The following is a 20,333-nucleotide window of genomic DNA, read 5'->3' as shown; positions in this document are numbered from 1 at the left end:
TGCATGATGAAACGAATTGATTTATAATTCTTTCCGGATTTGCTCTTCATATAAAGACTTCATCAGGTTCTTATAAATCATCAAACTTTTTATAAATGCATCCCCGTCCATCTCCAAAAAGAAAAATAGAATAGCATCATGATAGTTATATAAACAGGCATTAATATAGCACTGATCTTTAATAGCTTATCAGCATCGTATGAAATTCCTGCTTCCTCATAAAAGAGAAGCAATGCTTTAGAGCTGACTGGAAATGTAACACAATAGTTCATACCTACCAGACTTAGAAAAACAACTGTTGAAGGTTCAACTCCTATTGTTTCACTAAATAATAATAAACCTGGAATAAAGACGATTGCGCGTGTTGTATGCGAAGTAATATATAGATGACTTGTCACCGTTATAAGCAGGATAATCAAAACAATGAGCCATTCTGGAGATCCTGTAAACAAATGCAGTATACCTAGCATTTCATTTTCAATCCATTGAACTACACCTGTATCCACCAACACCTTTCCCAGTGCAGTTGCAGCAGCAACAAATAGAATCAAATTCCAGGATACAGCATTAATTCCTTGTTGCCAGCTAATAACTCCGTAATGCGGCATCATCATTAAAATTGCACCTACCATCGTGATAAAAGCTATATCATAGCCATGTATACTTTCTGTCATCCATCCCCCTATTAAAAACGAAATTAAAATCAAAGTCTTTTCTTCTTTTCCATTAATTGTTTTTTGATGCTTATTTTTTTCTTCAGATTGCAGATCTTCTATTTCCTCTGATTCACCTTTTGGCCATAGTATCCATTTGATGAATAAAACCGAAAATACTGAAATGACGATTGTAAATGGGACTCCCCATATAAACCATTGGATATAAGATATACTTTGATCTGTCGTGCTTTTCAGCAGCCCTATCCCAATTAAATGCGATCCTGCACCTATTAACGTAGCTGAGGTACTCATTAATATAATAACAGGTGCTAATATAGCTAACACGCTCTGTTCCTTTGCCGAAAAATTCCGGCCAATTTGATGGATAATCGGCATGGATAAGGCCGCACGACCAGATGTAGAAGGTATGAAAAATGCCGATGTAAATAAAACCGAACTTAGACCAAAGAGGATATTAGTTTTTTTATTAGACTTGTTTAATATGAAAAGGGTTCAGCGTTCCGCTAATCCAGATACTTTAACCGCCTTGCCAATGATAAACGAGCCGACCATCAGCCACACAACTTCCTCAGAAAGAGAATGGTATAACAATTCTGATTCCCCTGCACCCATTAAAATAATGAATATAATGAGTGCAATGGCTACAAAACCGGCGCTACAGGCTGTAATTTCTGAAATAGCTGTTTATAGGCTTTGATATCTTGCCTATCTTCAAGCGGCTTTGTTAATCTTTGCCTTCGTAAGCGTTCACAAATAATTGTTTCCTTATTCAAAATTATATTCATCCCCAATCCTGTCTTCTATTAAACATAAAGGTCAAACATATTAATATCGTAACCAAGCTGCTTTAAATAGTTAAAGAATTGCCCCCGATGATGAAATAGGTGAGAAACTTCTTCCACGAGCCAATGCGCCTGTGTTTCCCCTTTTTCCAGGTAAAAGGGTTTCGTCTTTTTCGTTAAAAAATCGTCATCTGACAAGGACAGCATGTAATTTTTGTACAATTGTAAGCCTTGATTCATCGCTTCAATCAGTTCCTCAGAAGATTCCAGCTTCTCATATTTTGATTCTAACTGTTGAATGGTCTCCTGATCCTTTTCCTGCCAAAGATTCAAGTCTACTTCTGGTATCGATGCGATGTGTTGCGCCAACTCCCTGAGGCTGCGCATATTTTCTGCCGGCTGGTAACTCCAATCCTTCTCCTCCACCTTTTTTAACAATCCTTCCATAGACTGGATACCAAGATCCAACTCTGCTAATAACTCGTCTCTTAAAATAGCTGCAGCATTCATTACGCTCATCCTTTCATTGTTTTTTCTACCCTATCATGGAATCATGACAAATCTTGTCATCATTGATAAAAATAGTTGAAAAATTAATGGTATTTCTCCAGCAGACCTTTTAACTTTCTTTTCATAAGGGTTATTGCTTCTTCTGGTTCTATAATTTGCGCTTCCCTGCCAAAATTCCAGACCAGATCAACAAAGTATGTCAGCTCGGTCTTTGGTATGTTCAGTTTCACCCAGCCAGCTCCATCCTGCCGCTTCTGAACATGCCTTTCTAAATCCATTTCTGACATCGCCCGCCGTACTCCTTCTCGTGTTAACTCCACTGTAAACGGAATCGGGTCAGAAACCTCAGATTCTGATAGCTCAATCCAGTCCATCACGGATGAATAAGGCAATTCCTGTCCTTTTTCATTAGTAAGCTCCGCTTTTTTTATTCGATCTGCACGAAATAAACGAATATCCTCACGCAGAAAACAATAGGCCGGACAATACCAGAAACCATTATGACTGTACAAGCCGATGGGCTGAATCATTCTCTCTTTTATTTCCTTTTGGCTGTCATATTGAATCGTAAGCGTCGATTGATCTACCGCTGCATTTAATAATATATCCAGCTCATTTGCAGTCTGTACACGACTCGGATTCCAAAAAACAATCCGATCCTTCATCGTATCGATACGCATTTTCGCATCATTTGGCAGGTAACTATATAATTTCTTTAAAACATAGCCTGTTTCTGTTTCAAATGGTAAAGCCCCGATAAATTGCAAAGATTGAAAAGCAAAATAAAGTGCGATGGCTTCCGACTCTTTTAATAAAACTGGAGGAAGCATCCGCTCGTTCAATACATAATAGCCGCCATCCGCGCCAACTTCTGAATAAAGCGGCACTCCCAGCTCACTTAATTCATCCAAATCTCTAAGAATCGTCCGGTAAGAGACATTAAATTCTTCGGCCAGCTCTCTCGCTGTGAATTTGCGTTTTACATTTACTGTCATCATTAGCTCGATTAAACGTTTGGTTTTCGACATGGGATTCCCTCCATTTGAATAAAAAGTTGAGCATGGAAATAAATAATGCGCAATGAAGCTTACCAACTTTCCTTTCAACTATTTTCCGGAATGGGCTTCTCCACCCAAAATCATATTTACCTGTTTCAGACTATCTACCATAAATGTGGGCTTCTCACCATTTAACTCTTCCAACGAACCATATCCATATGTAACGCCAATGGAATCTATGCCGGTTTGATTGGCTCCGATAATATCATGCTTTCTATCACCTATCATGATAAATTCTTCCAATGTATATTCTGGATAACTGTCTATAATATACTGGATAATCTCTGCTTTTGCAGATCTTGTCCCATCCAAATTGCTTCCTACAATGAGTTCAAAGTATGTACTTATTTGGAAATAATCTAGTATATGCTCTGCGAAAACTGTCGGCTTTGATGTAGCAACTGCTAAAATAAACCCTTGTTCCTTCAGTAATCGTAAAAGCCCTGGCGTATCAGGGTATAACGTATTCTCATACATCCCTTTTTCTTTAAATCTTTCCCTATATAACTGGATTGCTTTTTGCGTATTCGCTTCATTAAAATGGTAATACTCAGCAAAAGATACTTGTAAAGGCGGACCAATAAAGCATTCCAGCTTATCCAGACTGGATTCCACAATATCCATTTTATTTAATGCATATTGAACGGATTTGGTTATGCCTTCTTTTGGATCAGAAAGTGTTCCATCTAAATCAAATAGGATGATTTTATATTTCCCCATTAGAATCTACCTCTCTCATAAATTAACTTTATATCTTTTTTATTTTACCATTTATTTTATCACGGAAAACCGTCCGTAAAACTCCCGCTGAGTGAAGTTTCATTTTATATTCAGATATTTCTATAAAATAGTTTATGCAGCATTTCATTCAGTCTGATTATGCTATACAATATAGACAGATAAAAAAGGGCGTGATACATATGATAGAGTTCGAAGACAGATTAATAGCGATTCTCCAACAAGACAGCTATATCCTATCGATTTTACAAACAGTGGAAAAATTACAACTGAGTGATTGCTGGGTTGCTGCGGGATTAATCAGAAGTAAAGTTTGGGATACCTTATATGATTATCATACAAAAATAAATGATATTGATGTTATTTATTTTGACCAAACGGATATTTCTGAAGATACAGAGAAAAAACTAGAAGCGAAATTAGAAAAATGGATGCCTGGACAGCCATGGTCTGTGAAAAATCAAGCGAGGATGCATTTAAAGAATAATAACCTCCCTTATACCTCTTCCTTTGATGGTGTTTCTCACTTTCCTGAGACCCCCACTGCGGTTGCTGCACAGATATATCGTCATGAAATTAAAATAATGGCTCCTCATGGCTTAGACGATTTATTTCAAGGCATTGTCAAACCAACGCCGTATTATGTAAAAGGTACAAAGCTCCATTCTATTTATAAAGAGCGGATGCGTAATAAAAAATGGGATTCAGCCTGGAAAAATTTAATTATAAAATATTAATGCGATACATGAAAACTTATCCTTATCTTATTAATAAAAAACAGAACATTACATATTATTTACATTCTATTCATCCTCAGTTAAAGTCTTCCACCTACAATGAGGTTAGATTCAATTTCGAAGGAGGATGATGGAATGTTAAAAAAGCTTGGAGTGGCAGCGTTAAGTACCGGAATTATTTTTTCAGGAGTAAGTACCACAGCAGCGAGCGCAGACGGAAACAGCCAATTGAATAATAGCGGAGAAAATGGAGAGAAGGCGGAAAATATCATTTATATGATTCCAGATGGTTTTAATGCCGACTACGCCACCAATTATCGGCATTATAAAGGGGAGCCTGCCGTATGGGATAACCATTTGCAGGGAATGTATACTACATATTCCGCTGATTCCAATATTACCGACTCCGCTGCAGCAGGTACAGCTATGTCAACAGGTGTCAAAACGAATAATGGCGTTATTGGATTGGACCCTGAGGGTAACCCGCAGCAGACGATTTTAGAAGCATCACAGAACAAAGATATGTCAACGGGCCTTGTTGCTACTTCTACGATTACGCATGCCACTCCAGCTGCATTTGGGGCACATGTAGATGACCGGAACAATGAGACGGAAATCGCCAGACAATTAATAGACAACGAGATTGATATTTTACTAGGCGGCGGAAAAAATAATTTCCTTCCAGAATCTGAAGGCGGAAAACAAGAAGAAACGAACGTACTCCAGCAAGCAGAAGAGCAAGGATATCAGCTTATTGAAAACCGCAATCAATTATTGGAAACAGATATTGATTTGGAAAACGAAAATTTACTGGGATTATTCGCAGATGACGCCATGTCACCGGAGTTGCATCGTGATACGGAGGAAGAGCCTAGCCTTGCAGAAATGACGCAAACCGCCATTGATACCCTAAACAATGATGAAGACGGCTTTTTTCTGATGGTAGAAGGAAGCCAGATTGACTGGGCAGGTCATGACAATGATGCAGCATGGGCAATGACCGATGTAGGCGCTTTTGAAGAAGCAGTCCAAGAAGCGATTGATTTCGCTGAAAAGGATGGAAATACACTGGTTGTTGTTGGAGGAGATCATGAAACAGGCGGCATGACTGCTGGTGCCAACGGTTCGGGAACAGCAAATCCAGAATTGCTTCACAGTGTAACAGCGACTGGCGAGAACATCGCTGCAGAACTAAATGAAGATCGCTCTAACGCAAAAGAAGTGGTCGGAAACTATACGGATATGGAATTATCAGAAGAAGAAGTTCAAACCATCCAGGAAGCGGAAGACCCTAAGATGGCAATCAACGCAGTTATCAGTGCAAAGGCCAATGTTGGATGGACAAGCACCAACCACACAGGCGTGGATATTCCCGTCTACGCATATGGGCCAGGAGCTGATCAATTTTCAGGATCACTCGATAATACAGATTTACCAAAAATTATCGCAGATGCGGCAGAAATAGAACTAGGCGGCGAAATAAGCCAAAATCATCCTGAAGAAGCCTATACAGTTAAGCCTGGAGACACCTTATTTGAAATTGGCCTAAAATATAATTATTTATGGACAACATTGCAGGAAATCAATCAATTTCCAAATCCGCATTTGATTTATCCAGGCGACGAAGTGTATTTTAAATAAGTGTCTAGACAAAATTTAGATGCAGCTTATTAGCTGCTTTGAAAATCCCTGTGAATACGAGTTTATTACGTACTCGGTGATTCACAGGGATTTTTGAATACCTTAAATAAATGAATTTTTAATTTTACTCAGACAAAATCTCAACAGTAAATCCGCCCGGAGCCTCCATATAAAACGTATATCCATGAGATTCAATGGGTGAATCTACTTCATAACCATCCTCTTTCAACAGTTTATTTATTTGATTTACTTTCTCTCTGCTTTCTTGCGGGAATCCAATATGAAAGGTTTTCGGATATTGAACATCTTTCCCTTTCATCAGCGTCAAAACGAATTGATTATCGTCAAACATAGCTGCAAATCCTTTGCCACGACTATTCACACATGTCATTTCAAGGTATTTCTCCAGAAATTCCCGCGAAGCTTCCACGTCGTTTACTGTTAGGTTTAAATGTTTTAATTGCATACGATCCCCTCCTTACAATGAATAAAATTTCCAGCATTGAAATAATAGCTGTTTGACAAGTATACCTGAAGCAAGCGTACAACCTTAAACAGAGCGATATTTTTTCACAGAGAAAAAATAACAAATTCCGCCTATCATCCAAAACGGCTCCCAAAAAACCAATCTCCAAAAGGTTGCATGGGCTTCTAAATCCATATCCAACATAGCAAATGCACTCATTGAAATCGTGATAAAATTTAAGAATCCATACATAAATAAGAATACACCTGCAAGCTTTGCTAGGTAATAAAGCGCCTTGGCGATAACAGCATTTTTCCATGAAACGAGCAGCAGCAATAGCAATAATGCGCCTAATAATTTCACAAAGCCCGTCAGCCATACAATTCGAACAAAGGAAGGTTCCGGATCAAGCGACATTTCGTAGATTGCTCCGCCCAGAGATCTGACACCAAGCATTCCGCCCCTCGCCCAATAAAAGCTCATACCGGCAAAAAGAACCGTCCAAATAATGCCTAAAATAAGCCATCCTCGATTGACCAGCAAATAAATGCTCCTCTCTGCTCTGTTATTCTTTGTACAAATAAAAAAGAATCAAGAATTGTCGGTTTACATCCATTCCTGATTCTCCATATCCTTCTCCTGCTTACTGCTACACTCGTAACATCCCCCGGAACCCACGGGAACCATAATAGGATTCCGCGCCATTATGATATACGAAAACATGCCCAAAACGGAAATCACAAAAAAGTGCTCCGCCTCGTTCTCTAATATCCGTCGGTGTCTTTACCCAGGTTGATGTTTTCGCATCAAAAGTTCCAAGCTTTTGGAGTTCGCGGTATTGGTCTTCTGTTAACATTTCAATGCCCATATCCGTTGCCATATCTATCGCACTTTTTTCCGGTTTGTGCTTCTTTCTTGATTCTAATGCAGCCCGGTCATAGCACACACTTCTGCGTCCTTTAGGGCTTTCTTTCGAGCAGTCAACAAAGATATATTCTTCTCTTTCTTCGTCATATCCAATTACATCCGGCTCGCCTTCCGTTCTTTCCATTTCATATAGGGAGATTAATTTATCAGAATGCTCCTCCAGCTTGGCTTGAATCGGATTCCATTCCAGGCCTTGATGCCGCTCCGTATTCTTTTCAAAACGTGCCTTTAATTTTCCCAGTAATTCTTCCTGTTCCACTTGTGAAAGCTCTTTTTTATTTTCTGCTGTCATATTTAGTCTCCTTATACTTTAAATTATTTCATCTAAACTTATTATATCCATTTAGGAAGGTTATTTCATTTTTTATCTTAAATTTTATTACCCCGAAAAATGATTTAGTTTAGATTACACAAGAAATTAAGAATCAGGATTCATTTTATAAATATGCTCCCTTAATTGCTTCTCCCACAGCTCCCGATTTTCCCTTTCTGCCAAATTATGTACATAATCAACTATTTCTATAAATCCCGCTTCATTCGGATTCAGTCCGCCGACTCTAGTCGTGGAATCTGTTAAATGGACGTCGACATAATAAAAGCTCCCATCAACGGAGTCATCATCTGATACATCTTCGGGAAGCTGCCAGAAGCTATCTTCTATCAGACTTTTAATCTTTTCCACTTCTTCTTCAGATACACTTGTTTCATATACTGGAGCATCTTCACCTATTTTTATATCATCTGTCTGTTCTGTATGCAGCGTCAGCTTCCCGTTTTCATAAACAGCATAGTTTACCGGGTAAAAATGTCTGTATTCATCTGTCCCTGCAGAAATAGAGGTTACTGTGATAAAAGGTCCGTCTGTTTCATAATCTCTTTTTTCATTGCAGCCGGCCAGAATAATGAGGGAAACAAGGATACTCAGAGTAAGATATATACTTTTTTTCATTTTTCCTTCACCACTTTATGCGGAATAATTATATTTAAGGTTCGTTTCTCTAAGTATAAAACAAAACTTCATTCAGCGGGAGTTTTTCTTTTCTCCCGCTGAATGAGCCTGATTGAGTTAAGGAGTCAGTTCACCTGATTTCCTATCTAAATAAATATATTTTCCTTTTTTATGCAGAATGAGGAATTTTATGGGCGTTTCCCTGTGATAAAAGTTAATTATCCCAAATAGCGATGATAGATATTTTTTGCTTCCATCTGGTCCATCGTCCCATGAACCAATGCTCTCCCGTCCTGAAACAGTACAATACGGAAGAAGGAGTCCACTTCAAACGAAAGCAGATAAGGGTTTTGAAACAGCTTGATTTGGTCATTCTTCTGCAGCTCTTTGGCTACTTCATTCAAATCTGTTTGTTTACGCTGCGGGCGGAGCTGGACGGTATTTCTGCCGCATAACACAGCGGTTTTCAAACGAGAATCATAAGCTAGGTTGGGATAGCTTCTTTTCTCTGAGCATGATGGACAATCCGCTTTGCGTAAGGAAGCTACATCTATTTCCACATGCTCATTGTTCCAAAGGTCAAAGGAAATGAGCTTTCCTGATAAAGCCGCTTCGTTACCGGTCAATAGCTTTAACGCTTCTGTTACCTGCTGGGAGACCACCTTTTGCACAACCGGCTGGATAACGCCGACACTATCGCAGGTAGCGCCATTAACTGGAATGTATTCCTGCAAGCATTGCAGACAGGGCGTTTTTTCAGGAACCACCGTGAAAGTAACTCCATAGCTTGCTACAATCGCTCCATAAATCCATGGTTTCTGATATTTTTGCGCCATATCATTCAGTAAAAGCCTTGTCTCAAAATTATCCGTCGCGTCGATAATGAGATCTGCTTCAGGCACTATTTTCCGCAATCTATCCACCTCAGCATCTCCAACAATCGCATCTATTTTGACATGGCTATTCACTTCAGAAAGCCGTTGTCTGGCAGCAATGGCTTTGGGCATTTTCTGTTCCATATCCCTTTCACTAAACAGCTGCTGCCGCTGCAGATTACTTTCTTCTACATAATCCCGGTCAATTAATGTTATGCGGCCAACACCTGCACGCGTCAAAGCTTCCGCGCTGCTCGATCCCAGAGCGCCTGCACCGATAATCAGCACATGGCTTTGACCCAGCTTCTCCTGACCAGACTCGCCGATTGGCGCAAATAATATCTGACGATGATAACGATTAGTTTCCAACACTGATCCCTTCCTCCGGGCTGCTGGCTACAGCATAATCTTTCATCGCAATCCTTCCCGCTTCATACCCCAGTCTTCCTGCTTCTATTGCATATTTCATTGCCTCTGCCATTTTTACAGGGTCATGTGCTCCGGAAACAGCTGTATTCAATAAAACACCATCTGCGCCCAATTCCATGGCATACGCTGCATCAGCAGGCGATCCAATCCCTGCGTCGACAATAACAGGCACTTTTGACTGCTCGATAATAAAAGAAAGATTTAATGGATTGATGATTCCTTGCCCGCTTCCAATGGGAGAAGCTCCAGGCATCACGGCGTGGGCTCCTGCTTCCTCCAGTTTTTTTGCTAATACCACATCATCTGAGGTGTAAGGAAGCACTGTAAAACCTTCTGCCACCAGTTCTTCTGTTGCTTTCAATGTCTCTACCGGATCAGGCAGCAACGTTTTATCACAGCCAATGATTTCTACTTTCACCATATCACACCGTCCCGAAGCGGCCGCTAATTTAGCAATTCGCACCGCTTCCTTCGCATCCTTTGCCCCTGCTGTATTTGGTAAAAACGTATAGCGGTCCACATCGATTTTTTCTAAAAAATTGGGCAGGGAGGGATCATAAATATTCATCCTTCTGACAGAAAAAGTGAGTACTTCTGTCTCTGATTTATCTACCGCCTGTTTTTGAATATCAAAATCCGGATATTTTCCCGTTCCTAAGAATAAACGTGATTTAAATTGATAGTTTCCAACTGTAAGCATTTGCTTAACCTCCTCCAACAAAATGAACAATCTCCACCTTGTCTCCATTTTCCAACACTGCTTTTTCATGCTCTTCCTTCTGTAATATCTGCTGATTATGCTCGATAATTAAAGGTTTATCTTCCAATCCCAGAAAGTCGATTAAGCCTTTGACATGCTTTACCTCTTCCTGTACTTCTAATCCATTGCCATTCACTGTAATTTTCATGTTGATTCACCTGCCTTTTCCAACTTATTATTTTGACGGCCCGCATAAAAGCAATCATAATAAAGCGGGGAAACCGGCTTATTTTCTATTAAATCTGCCATATAAATTCCCGTGATAGGCGATAGTAAGATGCCGTTTCGATAATGTCCCTTTGCCGCATATAAGCCTGGGATTCCTGGAATCTCGCCCAAGTATGGCAGTTCATCAGCTGTAGACGGTCTGATGCCTGCCCACATTTTTCTTATCCTCGCCTCTGCCAGCTCCGGAACCATTTTTTGCGCTCGTGACAGCAGTCTCTGGACACTTGCAGCATGGACATGCTTATCCATTTTCCCTGGTATGGAGGAGGCTCCAACAATTACCTTTTTTCCCTGCTTCGGAACAAGGTAACAGCCATCCATCCAAAGTGTTGATTGAAACAGCTTCTGATCCAGTTCTAACAGCAGACATTCGCCCTTCACCGGAATCGCAGCATAATCTGCAGGCAGCAGCTCATTTCCGAAAGCTCCTGTTGCAACAATAACCTGGTCCGCTTCATAGATTGCCTCTGTTGTCCGGACACCATAAACCGTCTCATTTTCCATCAACAGCTCATTAACGCTTTCCTGCTCATGCAACACCGCACCATGATGAGATGCAGCCAGAGAAAAGGCTTTGGTGAGATGAGGGGCGGAAACCTGGCCATCTTCCGGCAAATACAGGACAGCACGAAGATTCTCCGTCAGACTTGGCTCCATCTTTTTCGCTTCTTCTACTGATAGTAAATACGCAGGGTTATCCGCTTCCCGCTGGAAGGACGCGATGGTTTGCAGCTTGCTGTATTGCTGCTGATGAAAAGCAAGCTTCATGATTCCTTTATGAATATATTGAATATCTACTCCTGTCGCTTCCTTCAGCTCCTCGGATAAATTTTTGAATAGCGCTCTGCTCTCCTGTGCAAACCGAAAAAGCGGACTGTCTTCTGTAAACTCTCCTTGAGCCCCTAACATACCTGCCGCGGCACTGGAAGCCTCGCAGCCGATTTGATTCCTTTCAATAACCAGCACCCGATTGCCTCTTTTGGCCAGCTGATAAGCAATAGAGCAGCCAATAACTCCGCCGCCGACAATGATTTGATCAAACTGTTTATTCATCTTCTCCCTCCTTTCCACGAATTCAACGCTTGCCGGTAAGCACTGACAGTTCGGACCGGATCCTCTGCCTGCCAAATACCAGACATGACCGCGATGCCGGCGGCTCCTGCTGCAGTTACTTCCTTCGTTCGCTCAGGCGTAATCCCGCCAATAGCATATACCGGCACAGAGAGCGCGTTAGTCATTTTCTGTAGTTCCGTTAATCCTCTGGGCTGCTGATTGGCTTTGGACTTGCTGGAATAAATATGGCCATACAGCACATAATCAGCTCCCTCCTGCTGCGCCTGCTCTGCCTCTGCTAAAGAATGAACAGACTTTCCTGCTTTCAATTTAGGGAAGCTTTCTTTTACAAGGGGAATGGAAGGGCTATGATACGCCAGCTGAACACCTGCACACTGCTTTATCACGGCAATATCGACTCTATCATTCACTATTATTTTCTCTAATGGCAATCCGATATTTTCTAATGCACCGATGATTTCCAAAATGTCCTTCGCTGTCTTGTTCTTCTCTCTGATATGCAAATAATCCATCTCAGCCTGAATCCGTTTCACTAATTGCAAATGCTGCTCGGAAAAATTGCCATCACTGATCAGATGCAGCTGCTTGTCTATCTTTATCGCCCCCTTTCTTCCATTTTTCTTGCTTCAGGGTCGGCCAAAGAACGAAAAAGACCACTTATCCAGCTCGGGATAAGTGGTCCTGATTATATACAAATTCATTGTTCGAATGATATATCGTCATGTTCCTGCCACTTCCCTACGCTAGTGTTAACCAGATCAGGTTCAAAGGGTCCGAGTATTCGTCTCAGCCAAAGGCTCCCCTAGTGTTGCTTATTTAATTTTCAGATTACAACTAAAGAATAACATATAATTTTTTATTTTCAAAGATATTCTTTCAAAAGTGTTTAGTGTTTTATCAAAGAAATGTTAATTCATTTTCAAATGAGGTCTCTTACCCAATCACCTGAACAACATTCCCTTCATTATCTTTCATGTATGTTTTAACAATTTTTACAGTCAGCTGTTCAAACGAGAATAGTTCTGCCACACCTTCTTTAGGAATCAGCTTCTCACTCAACTCGATTGTACTCTGCTCATCTAAAATCAGGCGCACCTTATCCTTCTCCATTGCATATTTTGACTTTTCCCCGGGCTCTATGGCAACGACAATATCAGGACCTGCCAATGTCAGAGCCTTTCCCTTCAAGAGACGTCCTCGCAGCACTTTACTAATGGTTTCCGCTTGCTTTGCCCCCAGAGTCAGCATTGCTGGTTTTTTTCTGAATAAACCCTTTTTTTCTGGAGTCCACGCTAAATTATCGTTAAATAGAAATCCTGTATTGGATCCTTCCCGTTCTCTTCCTTCGTCAACTTCTTGGGAAACATCCGCATGATTTAGTAAAGAATCTCTTTTTAAATCGGTAATAAACGCAGGCATATATGGGGAACAGGCAGAAAGAACACCTCGTGTATTCCACGTCTGCATTGCTTCAAGCTCATCATTTGTGATACCGACCATCTGCAGAAATTGCACTTGACCATTTTCTGTTTCTATTGTACCAAGCTCAGAATCCGTAATAAATGCCAATGCGGTTAATGCCGTATCTGATTCCAAACAGATAGGACCGTTTGCATCCATATAGTCTCCATTTTTAAACACATTACCGCTGTTAAAAACATATCTTCCCAAATTCTGAAGCAGATTAAGCGCCCAGGCTGGCGGCTCCTCTTCCCCTTCTTCTCTTTTCAATCTGAAAGTTAATTCAAATCCAAAACCGCTTACTTCTGGATGATCCGTTTCTTTTTCATAAATCTCTGAAAATCCATATGTAACTATATGCCAGTGCAAGCCTGGCGTCTCTGATTGATAGGCGCTGATTCCATCTAAAGGATCCGGCCCGCCCAGCGAATAAGAGATCACTGTTCCATAATGCTTCGGTTCCTGCTTCCCATAAATTGCTTCCATTGCATTATCAATTGCATCCCAGCCGGCTGCTTTTACTTCTTCATTCATTAAATTCCTCCTCTGCTTCCCTTTCCAAAAAGACGATTTTTTCTTTCTAAAACACTACCCCTTTGTCGAAATACAAAACATCTCTGCAAAATCAGTGACGATGGTTTTTTCAGGATTACGCTTCACATCATATCTCATTTTCTCTAACCCTTCTTGATAATCCTGATCATCAATCAACGTTAATATGGATATGTCTCTATTCTCTGCATAACTCAGATAATCCGACACCCTGATTTTTTCTAAACGATATGCCATCTGCAGCTCTGTGTTAAACCCCCTTGCGGAAAGCTCATCAAAAATAACTTCCTTTTCCCAAAACCTTTTTACATCCTCATCATATGCTGTTGGAAAATAATGATATACCCACCATTTTCTCATATCATGGACAGCAATATTATGCAGCTTGTATACACCGTTTTTCTTCAAGACACGATATATTTCATCAAGCGCTGCTTCCTTCTTTAAAAAATGATGAAAAGCATAGTTATTGGAGATATAATCAAACTTTTCATTCTCGTAGGGCATATCTTCAGCTAAACCATGCACGAGAGAGACATTTTTTAATTTGTTCTTCGCCTTTTTCAACATATCCTCTGAAGCATCAAGACCATACCAGTTCATGTTTCGGCTATCAAAACCGTTTGTTTGAGCATCAAGATAAATACCTGTCCCGCACGCTAAATCTAACACGTGATACATTGATTTAGGGTATTTATCTTGATACTCCTTTAAATTCTTATCAAATTGCATTTCATCTAATCGATATGTATTGTCCTCATATTTATCAGCAATTTGCGAGTAATCAGTTATTTTCATATTGTTTATCCCTGCCTTTTGATTATTAGGAAGAATTTAAATGCAGTATAAAGCCACTATACTTGTTTTCTCTATGTTTTTAAAAACTTACTATTCCCCTAATTCATGAAGCAACGTCTTACTGCTTTCCGGAAATGCAAAAAAGACAGCACCATTCCAAATGAAAGGTGCCATCTTTTCTAATAGCATGAATTATTGATTTCCTTTTTTAACCCATTCAGCCGCTGTCACTGTACGTTGTGCCTGATGCTTAACTGTCGCTTCCACATCTTCCACCATTTTTCCGTCTTGATCAACAGTGACACTTGTACCATAAGGATTTCCGCCAGCTGCAAATACAGATTCGTCCGAGTAGCCTGGAGGTACAATGATAGCTCCCCAGTGCATCATGCTCGTGTACAACGACAGGATCGTCGCTTCCTGGCCGCCATGCGGATTCTGTGCAGAAGACATCGCACTGACTACTTTGTTCACTGTTTTTCCGCTAGCCCAAAGTCCGCCTTGGATATCCAAGAATTGCTTCATTTGAGAAGGCACATTACCAAAACGCGTTGGCGTGCTGAAGATAAGTGCATCTGCCCATTCGATATCTTCTGAAGATGCAACAGGAACATCCTTGGTTGCTTCCACAGTTGCTTTCCATGCCGGATTTCCTTCAATAGCAGATTCTGGAGCTAATTCCTGCACTTTTAATACTCTTACTTCCGCGTCATTCGCTTCCGCCGCTTCTGCTGCCCATTTTGCCATTTGGTAGTTCGTACCGCCCATACTATAAAAAATAACTGCTACTTTTGTGTTTGTCATCGTTTCTATCTCCTTTGATTCATTTGATTTTCCAAATAATTTATTTAAAAATCCCATTTCTAACACCTCTTTAAAATATTTCCCTTTTTCTTCGCCAGAACCATCTCCTTTATTGGAGCGCTGCATCCCAATATCTAACTGTTCTTTTTATGCCTCATTTCAGCTTTTTTATACTTAGTGAAAAAATAACCGCTTTTTGAGACAATTCTGCTTCCAACTGTGTTTCATTTAGTTACCTATCATCACGCTTCTTTCTAAAATTATATTTAATCAAACTATAATTAATTAATTTATTTTTAATTCAATATAAATTATATGACGTACTTTTTATTTTGTCAACACATTAAATCATTAGATAAACGATTGAAAAATAGGAAATGAAGCAACAGATGAAAATACCCGTATAATTTCATAGAAATCAGAGAAAATACCAATAAGATACCTTAAATAACAATAATGTAATCGGGGGGTGCTCTAGATGAGCCAGCCATATCAATGTCCCAGATGTAAAACAAACCGGTCGCGTTTCAATGTCATTGAACAAGTAGCGAATCCGGTCAAATTAGATGCCAGCACAGGAGAAGTATTAAATGATTACACGCAGGAGCCGCTGGAAGTATTTCACATCGCCTATAATGGGCCTGAGAGAAGAATACAGTGCGGAGCATGCGGCTTGATCGAGGATGAAAATACGTTTGTAAATACAAAAGCACAATAACTACACGACGGAGGTTGAATATAAATGACGAAAAACCGAAAAGGACCAAAACAGCAGGAACAACCTAATTTGCCGCAAAGTCCAAAACAGCCTTATGACGAGCCATTGGCAGGTTCTCATAAAGTGAAGAATAAAAATCATTCCAGACAAAAAAATAATGCGTCGCATGATATGTGACGCATGAATGGTTTATACCATATACAAAACAAATGTTATAAAGTCTGCAAGGGTCAATTGCTTTGTATATGGTAGAGAACTTTCATACCTTTGCCCCTTTAACTTTACATTGACACCATTATTTACTTCATTATCTTACTTTATCACCTTTAGCTTTTGTTACCCCTCTTAACTTTATAACATTAATTTTTATTGTCTATTAAAGATTGTAATGTTTCTTCCAGCCCATTTTGAAAAGGAGTTGCTGGAATCGTGCCAATCCGCTTTTCATATTTATCTCCACTCAAAATAAATCCCTCTTTAGTAAGGTACATGATTTCAACAATTTCTCTCATAAATGCATCAAACAAGCCTACCCCTCGGATAACATTTTTAGTCAGAGGAATAACCATCTTCTGATTCCCTGTTACTTTCCGGGCAATTCGAATAACCTCTTTACCTGAAATCAGTCCAGCACCTGGTATGTTCCAATTCTCACCATAGGAATCGTCTTTATCTGCTATATTCACAATCATCTTAGCAGCATCTGGCAAATAAACATATTCACGGGGCGTTTGCAAATTGCCAATAAAAATGGACATTTTACCTGCAGCCATTCTTTCAAGTGTAGGCTGCAAGTAAGAATTTTGTGAAGTTGGGCCATAATAATCTGGCAACCTGACAATTAAAGCTTTTGCTCTTTTCCATTTCCCGCTGAATATCAATTGTTCGAAAGCTACTCTAAGTTTACCTTTTTTCGTATGTGGATGTTGAGGGTGGTTTTCATCTCCTTTCGCAACTTGGTGTCCATATACATAAATGCCATCAACAATCACGATTCTTTTCCCCAAAGTATCAGCGGCTTTCATCACACTTTCTCCCAGCGGCATCAATTTTTTCGCCATTTCCTGATATGGAATATTAGCACACTGAAAGATAACATCTGTATCTTTAGAAGCTTCCACAATCGTTTGACAATCAAATATGTCACCCAGCTGATAGGTAAGATTCAAATGATGATTGTGTTCTGCCATTAATGCTTCCAATTTATTTTGAGAGCGTCCAAAAGCAATGACCTCTATTCCTCTGTCTAATAGTTCCGATACAATCGCTTGACCAGTGCCTCCGGTTGCGCCTAATACAATTGCTTTTTTCATTTTCAATACTCCCTCCTATTTAGTTATTGATTAATCAATAACTAAAAAAACCAAAAAATAATTCCCATGTTACATCTTTTACGCCTATTAAGGTATTATCTTCAATATAAGCTTGATAAATAAAAGAAGTTAATCCCAATATGTGAACAATACAATCACAACGACAGCAATGCCTAATCCTACAGATAAAGTGGAAACAGCATGTTCCTTTTTATTTTTCACCACCATTTTTTCAACCTCCTTTTGATTATTGATTAGCAACTAATTAATCCAACCAGCTGATGATACAAACAGCAATAATTCCAATAAAAACATAATCTACCTTACGTAATTTCACATTCTCACCCCCTAAATTATTTATTGATTAATCAATTACTACCTTACAAAAATAAATAATCAACTTAGATTGATTATTTATTTTGCTTTCTCATCAATAAGCTCGGGAAGGTCTAAGAAATAAGAAATATTACATAGCATTCCTCTTGCCAAAAACGTACTGGCTTCCCTTTCTGCATCCTTTATTCCGGCAGACTTGAATCTTTCTAACGTATAGCTTCTAATGTCAGATAGTCCTTTTTTTGCAGTATCCTGTATCGGCTTTTCTGTTACGGAAATTCCTATTACCTGCAAAGCAATTTCATTAGGATATAATTCGGACAGTTCTTCATAGGCTTCAATCATTTTTTCAACGAGCTGTTCCGGGCTTGCTTCCACATTTTTAAACGTTTGCAGAATCCTTTCAAATGCCCGATCTAAGGCAGCAACGAATAACTCTTCCTTTGTTTTAAAGAATCGAAAAACATACGGCTGAGAGATAGCTGCTTTTTCCGCAACATGAGCGGTAGTTGCATTATAATAGCCTTTTTTTGCAAATACTTCTAATCCTGCCTCCAGAATTTCTTCTTTACGATTTTCCTTCTTTGATTTCACCATGATAGTACACCTACTCAAAAATTTAGTGATTAATCAATCACAAATAAATATTAACGTTATTTTCAGATTCATGCAAGCACTTTGTAATAATTTTTAATGAAAAATGTTAAAAACATCCCCTCTCCCATTACTCGTTTTCTATTCCAGCAGACGTTTTTATATCAGATAGCTCATTTATATTTTATAATGAAGTTCATTGGTAAACTGAGCTCGATAGCCATCATCATAACCTACTATCAGTTCAAAGAACACATTTTCAAGAAAATGTGTTCTCTGCTAATTTGGAAACAGACAGCAATATTATTTACTTCCTTTTGAGCTTCCCTTTTGAAGCCTCATTCACCTAAAAATACTGCAGCATCATCCTCGGAGACCTCATAGGAACCTTTTCACTTCTCCGCTTGCAGCTCAAAATGGCGCATCCTGTATGCATTCATAGCTGTTTCCCCAAGCGTATCCATCAGATTATGATTTGCATATGCACCTACGATTGCTCCAAACCCAGGAATGAGCTGCAGCATTTTCACCAAATCAATATAATCGCGATACTCCTGCTGGAAAACACGCCAATCCATATCAACCAGCTTCTCTTTCTCCTGCTCCCAATTTTCGATAATATAAAACGTATCCTTCCGTTTTTCATCACTGGAAAATGCAAGCTGAAAAACATGGAGAATAAATAGCCGTTCCTCATATTCATTCGCATCATAGCCATAGACTGCTGCCGATTCAAACAAAAATTTCATCTTGATTGACAATAGAAGCGGAAAATCTGCAAGTCCAAGGAAAATCCCCCCTGCACCTGTTCCTGCTCCTTCAACAACTGCAGTTTTACGATAAGAAGCTAGCTTTTCTTTGGCTATTTGGTCCCTTTCGTACAAGGAAAGTTCGGTTGGTTCAGGTTTTTTTGTTGTTATATTTGATCCAACCAATGTTGCTTTCACCATATTTTTAATACTGTCTGTAATAATGTTGTGAGCCTTTTCAGGAATCATGTTATTCATTTTCTTTTGTGCTTTTTTCGATATCTGATTAAAAAGACTGGATTTTTTCAAAACTTTATTACGCCAAACTCGGAGTTCTTCATACACGATTGTTTCGTAATCCATATTCAAAAACCTGCCTTTTCTTTTCTATACTTTATTCATACGTTTTAATCAAGAAAGAGTTTCAGTTATGGGTTGAATGAAGCTTTTAACTAGCAAAGATGCAAGAAAGTATCACTGAACTTGCATGATTCAGCCTTTAGGAAAGATTGAAAAATCTTAATTCGTCATGAATTAAGATTTTTGTCTATCATTTTTTTCTGTCCACTCATCAGCTAAAATCGCCATCTCAATCAGCGTCCAATATTCATCTCCCATTTTTGCCGCATCCTGTAAGATTCTTTCTCTCCGAAATCCAGCTGCTTCATAGCATTTAATAGCTGATACATTAAAATCAAACACACCCAAAGTAACCTTATGTAAGTTTAATTTTTCAAATGCAAATGTTAATGCTGCATGTATAATCTGAGCACCATACCCTTTTCCTCTGCTGTCAGCAGCACCAACCAATACCTTGCCGATCCTTGCTGAATAATTATTTCTATCCAATTTCCCCAGCGAAACATGTCCTACGACTTCATTCGTCGCATTATCAATCACTTTAAATATGTATTTAAGGGCTTCTGGTTGATTTGCCCCCTCTATATACGCTTCCAACTGTTCTTTTGTCAAAGGATAAGTGAATGTCGAACCGCTCCACTGTACAATAAATGAAGCATCAGGCGCCCAATCAATTAATTGCTGGAAATCTTCTTTTGAAAAATATGCTAATCGAATCAAGTCAAAAGCTCCTTTTCATTCTTTTCTGCATAAACCCGCTGAAAAACCCAAGAAAGCAAAGGCACACAATACATATA

25 protein-coding genes and 1 riboswitch are annotated in these 20,333 nt (G+C 39.3%); of the genes, 5 read left to right on the top strand and 20 right to left on the bottom strand.

Annotation, left to right across the window (positions count from 1 at the left end):
* Nucleotides 1–89: 89 nt before the first annotated feature.
* On the bottom strand, nt 90–1,130 hold the full coding sequence (locus tag MKX55_RS02075) for an SLC13 family permease (RefSeq protein WP_339238390.1): 1,041 nt from the start codon (nt 1,128–1,130) through the stop codon (nt 90–92).
* Between MKX55_RS02075 and MKX55_RS02070 the strand changes: the two genes are divergently transcribed.
* On the top strand, nt 1,051–1,374 hold the full coding sequence (locus MKX55_RS02070) for a hypothetical protein (RefSeq protein ID WP_339235659.1): 324 nt from the start codon (nt 1,051–1,053) through the stop codon (nt 1,372–1,374). The two genes, MKX55_RS02075 and MKX55_RS02070, sit on opposite strands and share 80 nt — an antisense overlap.
* Nucleotides 1,375–1,480: 106 nt before the next feature.
* On the opposite strand, the gene MKX55_RS02065 is transcribed toward MKX55_RS02070, so the two are convergent.
* From MKX55_RS02065 to MKX55_RS02055, 3 genes are all read right to left on the bottom strand, one after another.
* Entirely contained in the window at nt 1,481–1,969 is a 489-nt protein-coding gene (locus MKX55_RS02065) for a DinB family protein (protein WP_339235657.1), read from the bottom strand.
* Between the two features lie 83 nt (nt 1,970–2,052).
* On the bottom strand, nt 2,053–2,997 hold the full coding sequence (locus MKX55_RS02060; RefSeq protein ID WP_339235655.1) for a YafY family protein: 945 nt from the start codon (nt 2,995–2,997) through the stop codon (nt 2,053–2,055).
* 78 nt (nt 2,998–3,075) lie between these two features.
* Nucleotides 3,076–3,747, bottom strand: a complete 672-nt coding sequence (locus tag MKX55_RS02055; protein WP_339235653.1) for an HAD family hydrolase — start codon at nt 3,745–3,747, stop codon at nt 3,076–3,078.
* A gap of 200 nt (nt 3,748–3,947) precedes the next feature.
* On the opposite strand from MKX55_RS02055, the gene MKX55_RS02050 reads away from it, so the two are divergent.
* The gene (locus MKX55_RS02050; RefSeq protein ID WP_339235651.1) at nt 3,948–4,502 is read left to right on the top strand and encodes a nucleotidyltransferase family protein; all 555 of its coding nucleotides are present in this window, start codon (nt 3,948–3,950) and stop codon (nt 4,500–4,502) included.
* Between the two features lie 135 nt (nt 4,503–4,637).
* The gene (locus MKX55_RS02045) at nt 4,638–6,143 is read left to right on the top strand and encodes an alkaline phosphatase (protein ID WP_339235649.1); all 1,506 of its coding nucleotides are present in this window, start codon (nt 4,638–4,640) and stop codon (nt 6,141–6,143) included.
* A 124-nt stretch (nt 6,144–6,267) separates the two neighbouring features.
* On the opposite strand, the gene MKX55_RS02040 is transcribed toward MKX55_RS02045, so the two are convergent.
* From MKX55_RS02040 to wrbA, 12 genes are all read right to left on the bottom strand, one after another.
* Complete coding sequence (locus MKX55_RS02040) at nt 6,268–6,609, bottom strand: VOC family protein (protein ID WP_339235647.1); 342 nt, start codon at nt 6,607–6,609, stop codon at nt 6,268–6,270.
* 84 nt (nt 6,610–6,693) lie between these two features.
* Entirely contained in the window at nt 6,694–7,152 is a 459-nt protein-coding gene (locus MKX55_RS02035) for a DUF3995 domain-containing protein (protein ID WP_339235644.1), read from the bottom strand.
* A 106-nt stretch (nt 7,153–7,258) separates the two neighbouring features.
* Complete coding sequence (locus MKX55_RS02030; RefSeq protein WP_339235641.1) at nt 7,259–7,828, bottom strand: DUF4256 domain-containing protein; 570 nt, start codon at nt 7,826–7,828, stop codon at nt 7,259–7,261.
* A 126-nt stretch (nt 7,829–7,954) separates the two neighbouring features.
* Nucleotides 7,955–8,485 (bottom strand): hypothetical protein, encoded by a 531-nt coding sequence (locus MKX55_RS02025; protein WP_339235639.1) that lies wholly within the window; start codon nt 8,483–8,485, stop codon nt 7,955–7,957.
* Nucleotides 8,486–8,703: 218 nt separating this feature from the next.
* A complete protein-coding gene (locus MKX55_RS02020; RefSeq protein WP_339238388.1) occupies nt 8,704–9,729 on the bottom strand; it encodes a ThiF family adenylyltransferase in 1,026 nt (341 codons plus the stop codon).
* Nucleotides 9,719–10,489: a thiazole synthase gene (locus tag MKX55_RS02015; protein ID WP_339181853.1), complete on the bottom strand. Its 771-nt coding sequence runs from the start codon at nt 10,487–10,489 to the stop codon at nt 9,719–9,721. Before MKX55_RS02015 ends, MKX55_RS02020 begins: the two co-directional genes overlap by 11 nt.
* 4 nt (nt 10,490–10,493) lie before the next feature.
* Nucleotides 10,494–10,697 carry a sulfur carrier protein ThiS gene (thiS, locus tag MKX55_RS02010; RefSeq protein ID WP_042531226.1) on the bottom strand — a complete coding sequence of 68 codons (204 nt, stop codon included), beginning with the start codon at nt 10,695–10,697 and terminating at the stop codon, nt 10,494–10,496.
* The gene (thiO, locus tag MKX55_RS02005) at nt 10,694–11,830 is read right to left on the bottom strand and encodes a glycine oxidase ThiO (protein ID WP_339235637.1); all 1,137 of its coding nucleotides are present in this window, start codon (nt 11,828–11,830) and stop codon (nt 10,694–10,696) included. The genes thiS and thiO overlap by 4 nt, the downstream gene beginning before the upstream one ends.
* On the bottom strand, nt 11,827–12,423 hold the full coding sequence (locus tag MKX55_RS02000) for a thiamine phosphate synthase (RefSeq protein WP_339238386.1): 597 nt from the start codon (nt 12,421–12,423) through the stop codon (nt 11,827–11,829). The genes thiO and MKX55_RS02000 overlap by 4 nt, the downstream gene beginning before the upstream one ends.
* A 146-nt stretch (nt 12,424–12,569) precedes the next feature.
* Nucleotides 12,570–12,665: riboswitch (TPP riboswitch) on the bottom strand.
* 119 nt (nt 12,666–12,784) lie between these two features.
* Entirely contained in the window at nt 12,785–13,846 is a 1,062-nt protein-coding gene (locus MKX55_RS01995) for a suppressor of fused domain protein (RefSeq protein WP_339235634.1), read from the bottom strand.
* Between the two features lie 54 nt (nt 13,847–13,900).
* Nucleotides 13,901–14,662, bottom strand: coding sequence for a class I SAM-dependent methyltransferase (locus tag MKX55_RS01990; RefSeq protein WP_339235632.1), 762 nt, complete (start codon nt 14,660–14,662; stop codon nt 13,901–13,903).
* 192 nt (nt 14,663–14,854) lie between these two features.
* A complete protein-coding gene (wrbA, locus tag MKX55_RS01985; RefSeq protein ID WP_339238384.1) occupies nt 14,855–15,466 on the bottom strand; it encodes an NAD(P)H:quinone oxidoreductase in 612 nt (203 codons plus the stop codon).
* Between the two features lie 478 nt (nt 15,467–15,944).
* On the opposite strand from wrbA, the gene MKX55_RS01980 reads away from it, so the two are divergent.
* Nucleotides 15,945–16,184, top strand: a complete 240-nt coding sequence (locus MKX55_RS01980) for a hypothetical protein (RefSeq protein ID WP_042531220.1) — start codon at nt 15,945–15,947, stop codon at nt 16,182–16,184.
* Nucleotides 16,185–16,208: 24 nt separating this feature from the next.
* On the top strand, nt 16,209–16,361 hold the full coding sequence (locus MKX55_RS01975; RefSeq protein ID WP_339235630.1) for a small acid-soluble spore protein P: 153 nt from the start codon (nt 16,209–16,211) through the stop codon (nt 16,359–16,361).
* Nucleotides 16,362–16,543: 182 nt separating this feature from the next.
* On the opposite strand, the gene MKX55_RS01970 is transcribed toward MKX55_RS01975, so the two are convergent.
* From MKX55_RS01970 to MKX55_RS01955, 4 genes are all read right to left on the bottom strand, one after another.
* Complete coding sequence (locus MKX55_RS01970; RefSeq protein ID WP_339235628.1) at nt 16,544–17,497, bottom strand: SDR family oxidoreductase; 954 nt, start codon at nt 17,495–17,497, stop codon at nt 16,544–16,546.
* Between the two features lie 414 nt (nt 17,498–17,911).
* Entirely contained in the window at nt 17,912–18,430 is a 519-nt protein-coding gene (locus MKX55_RS01965) for a TetR/AcrR family transcriptional regulator (protein WP_339181836.1), read from the bottom strand.
* A 389-nt stretch (nt 18,431–18,819) separates the two neighbouring features.
* Entirely contained in the window at nt 18,820–19,539 is a 720-nt protein-coding gene (locus MKX55_RS01960; RefSeq protein WP_339235626.1) for an EcsC family protein, read from the bottom strand.
* A 171-nt stretch (nt 19,540–19,710) separates the two neighbouring features.
* Entirely contained in the window at nt 19,711–20,256 is a 546-nt protein-coding gene (locus MKX55_RS01955; RefSeq protein WP_339235624.1) for a GNAT family protein, read from the bottom strand.
* Nucleotides 20,257–20,333 lie beyond the last annotated feature (77 nt).

Origin of the sequence: Oceanobacillus sp. FSL W7-1281 (assembly GCF_037969835.1) — a bacterium.
Classification (GTDB): domain Bacteria; phylum Bacillota; class Bacilli; order Bacillales; family Amphibacillaceae; genus Oceanobacillus; species Oceanobacillus oncorhynchi.
The sequence above is the reverse complement of the archived record's forward strand: the minus strand, read 5'-3'. Positions and strand labels throughout refer to the sequence as shown.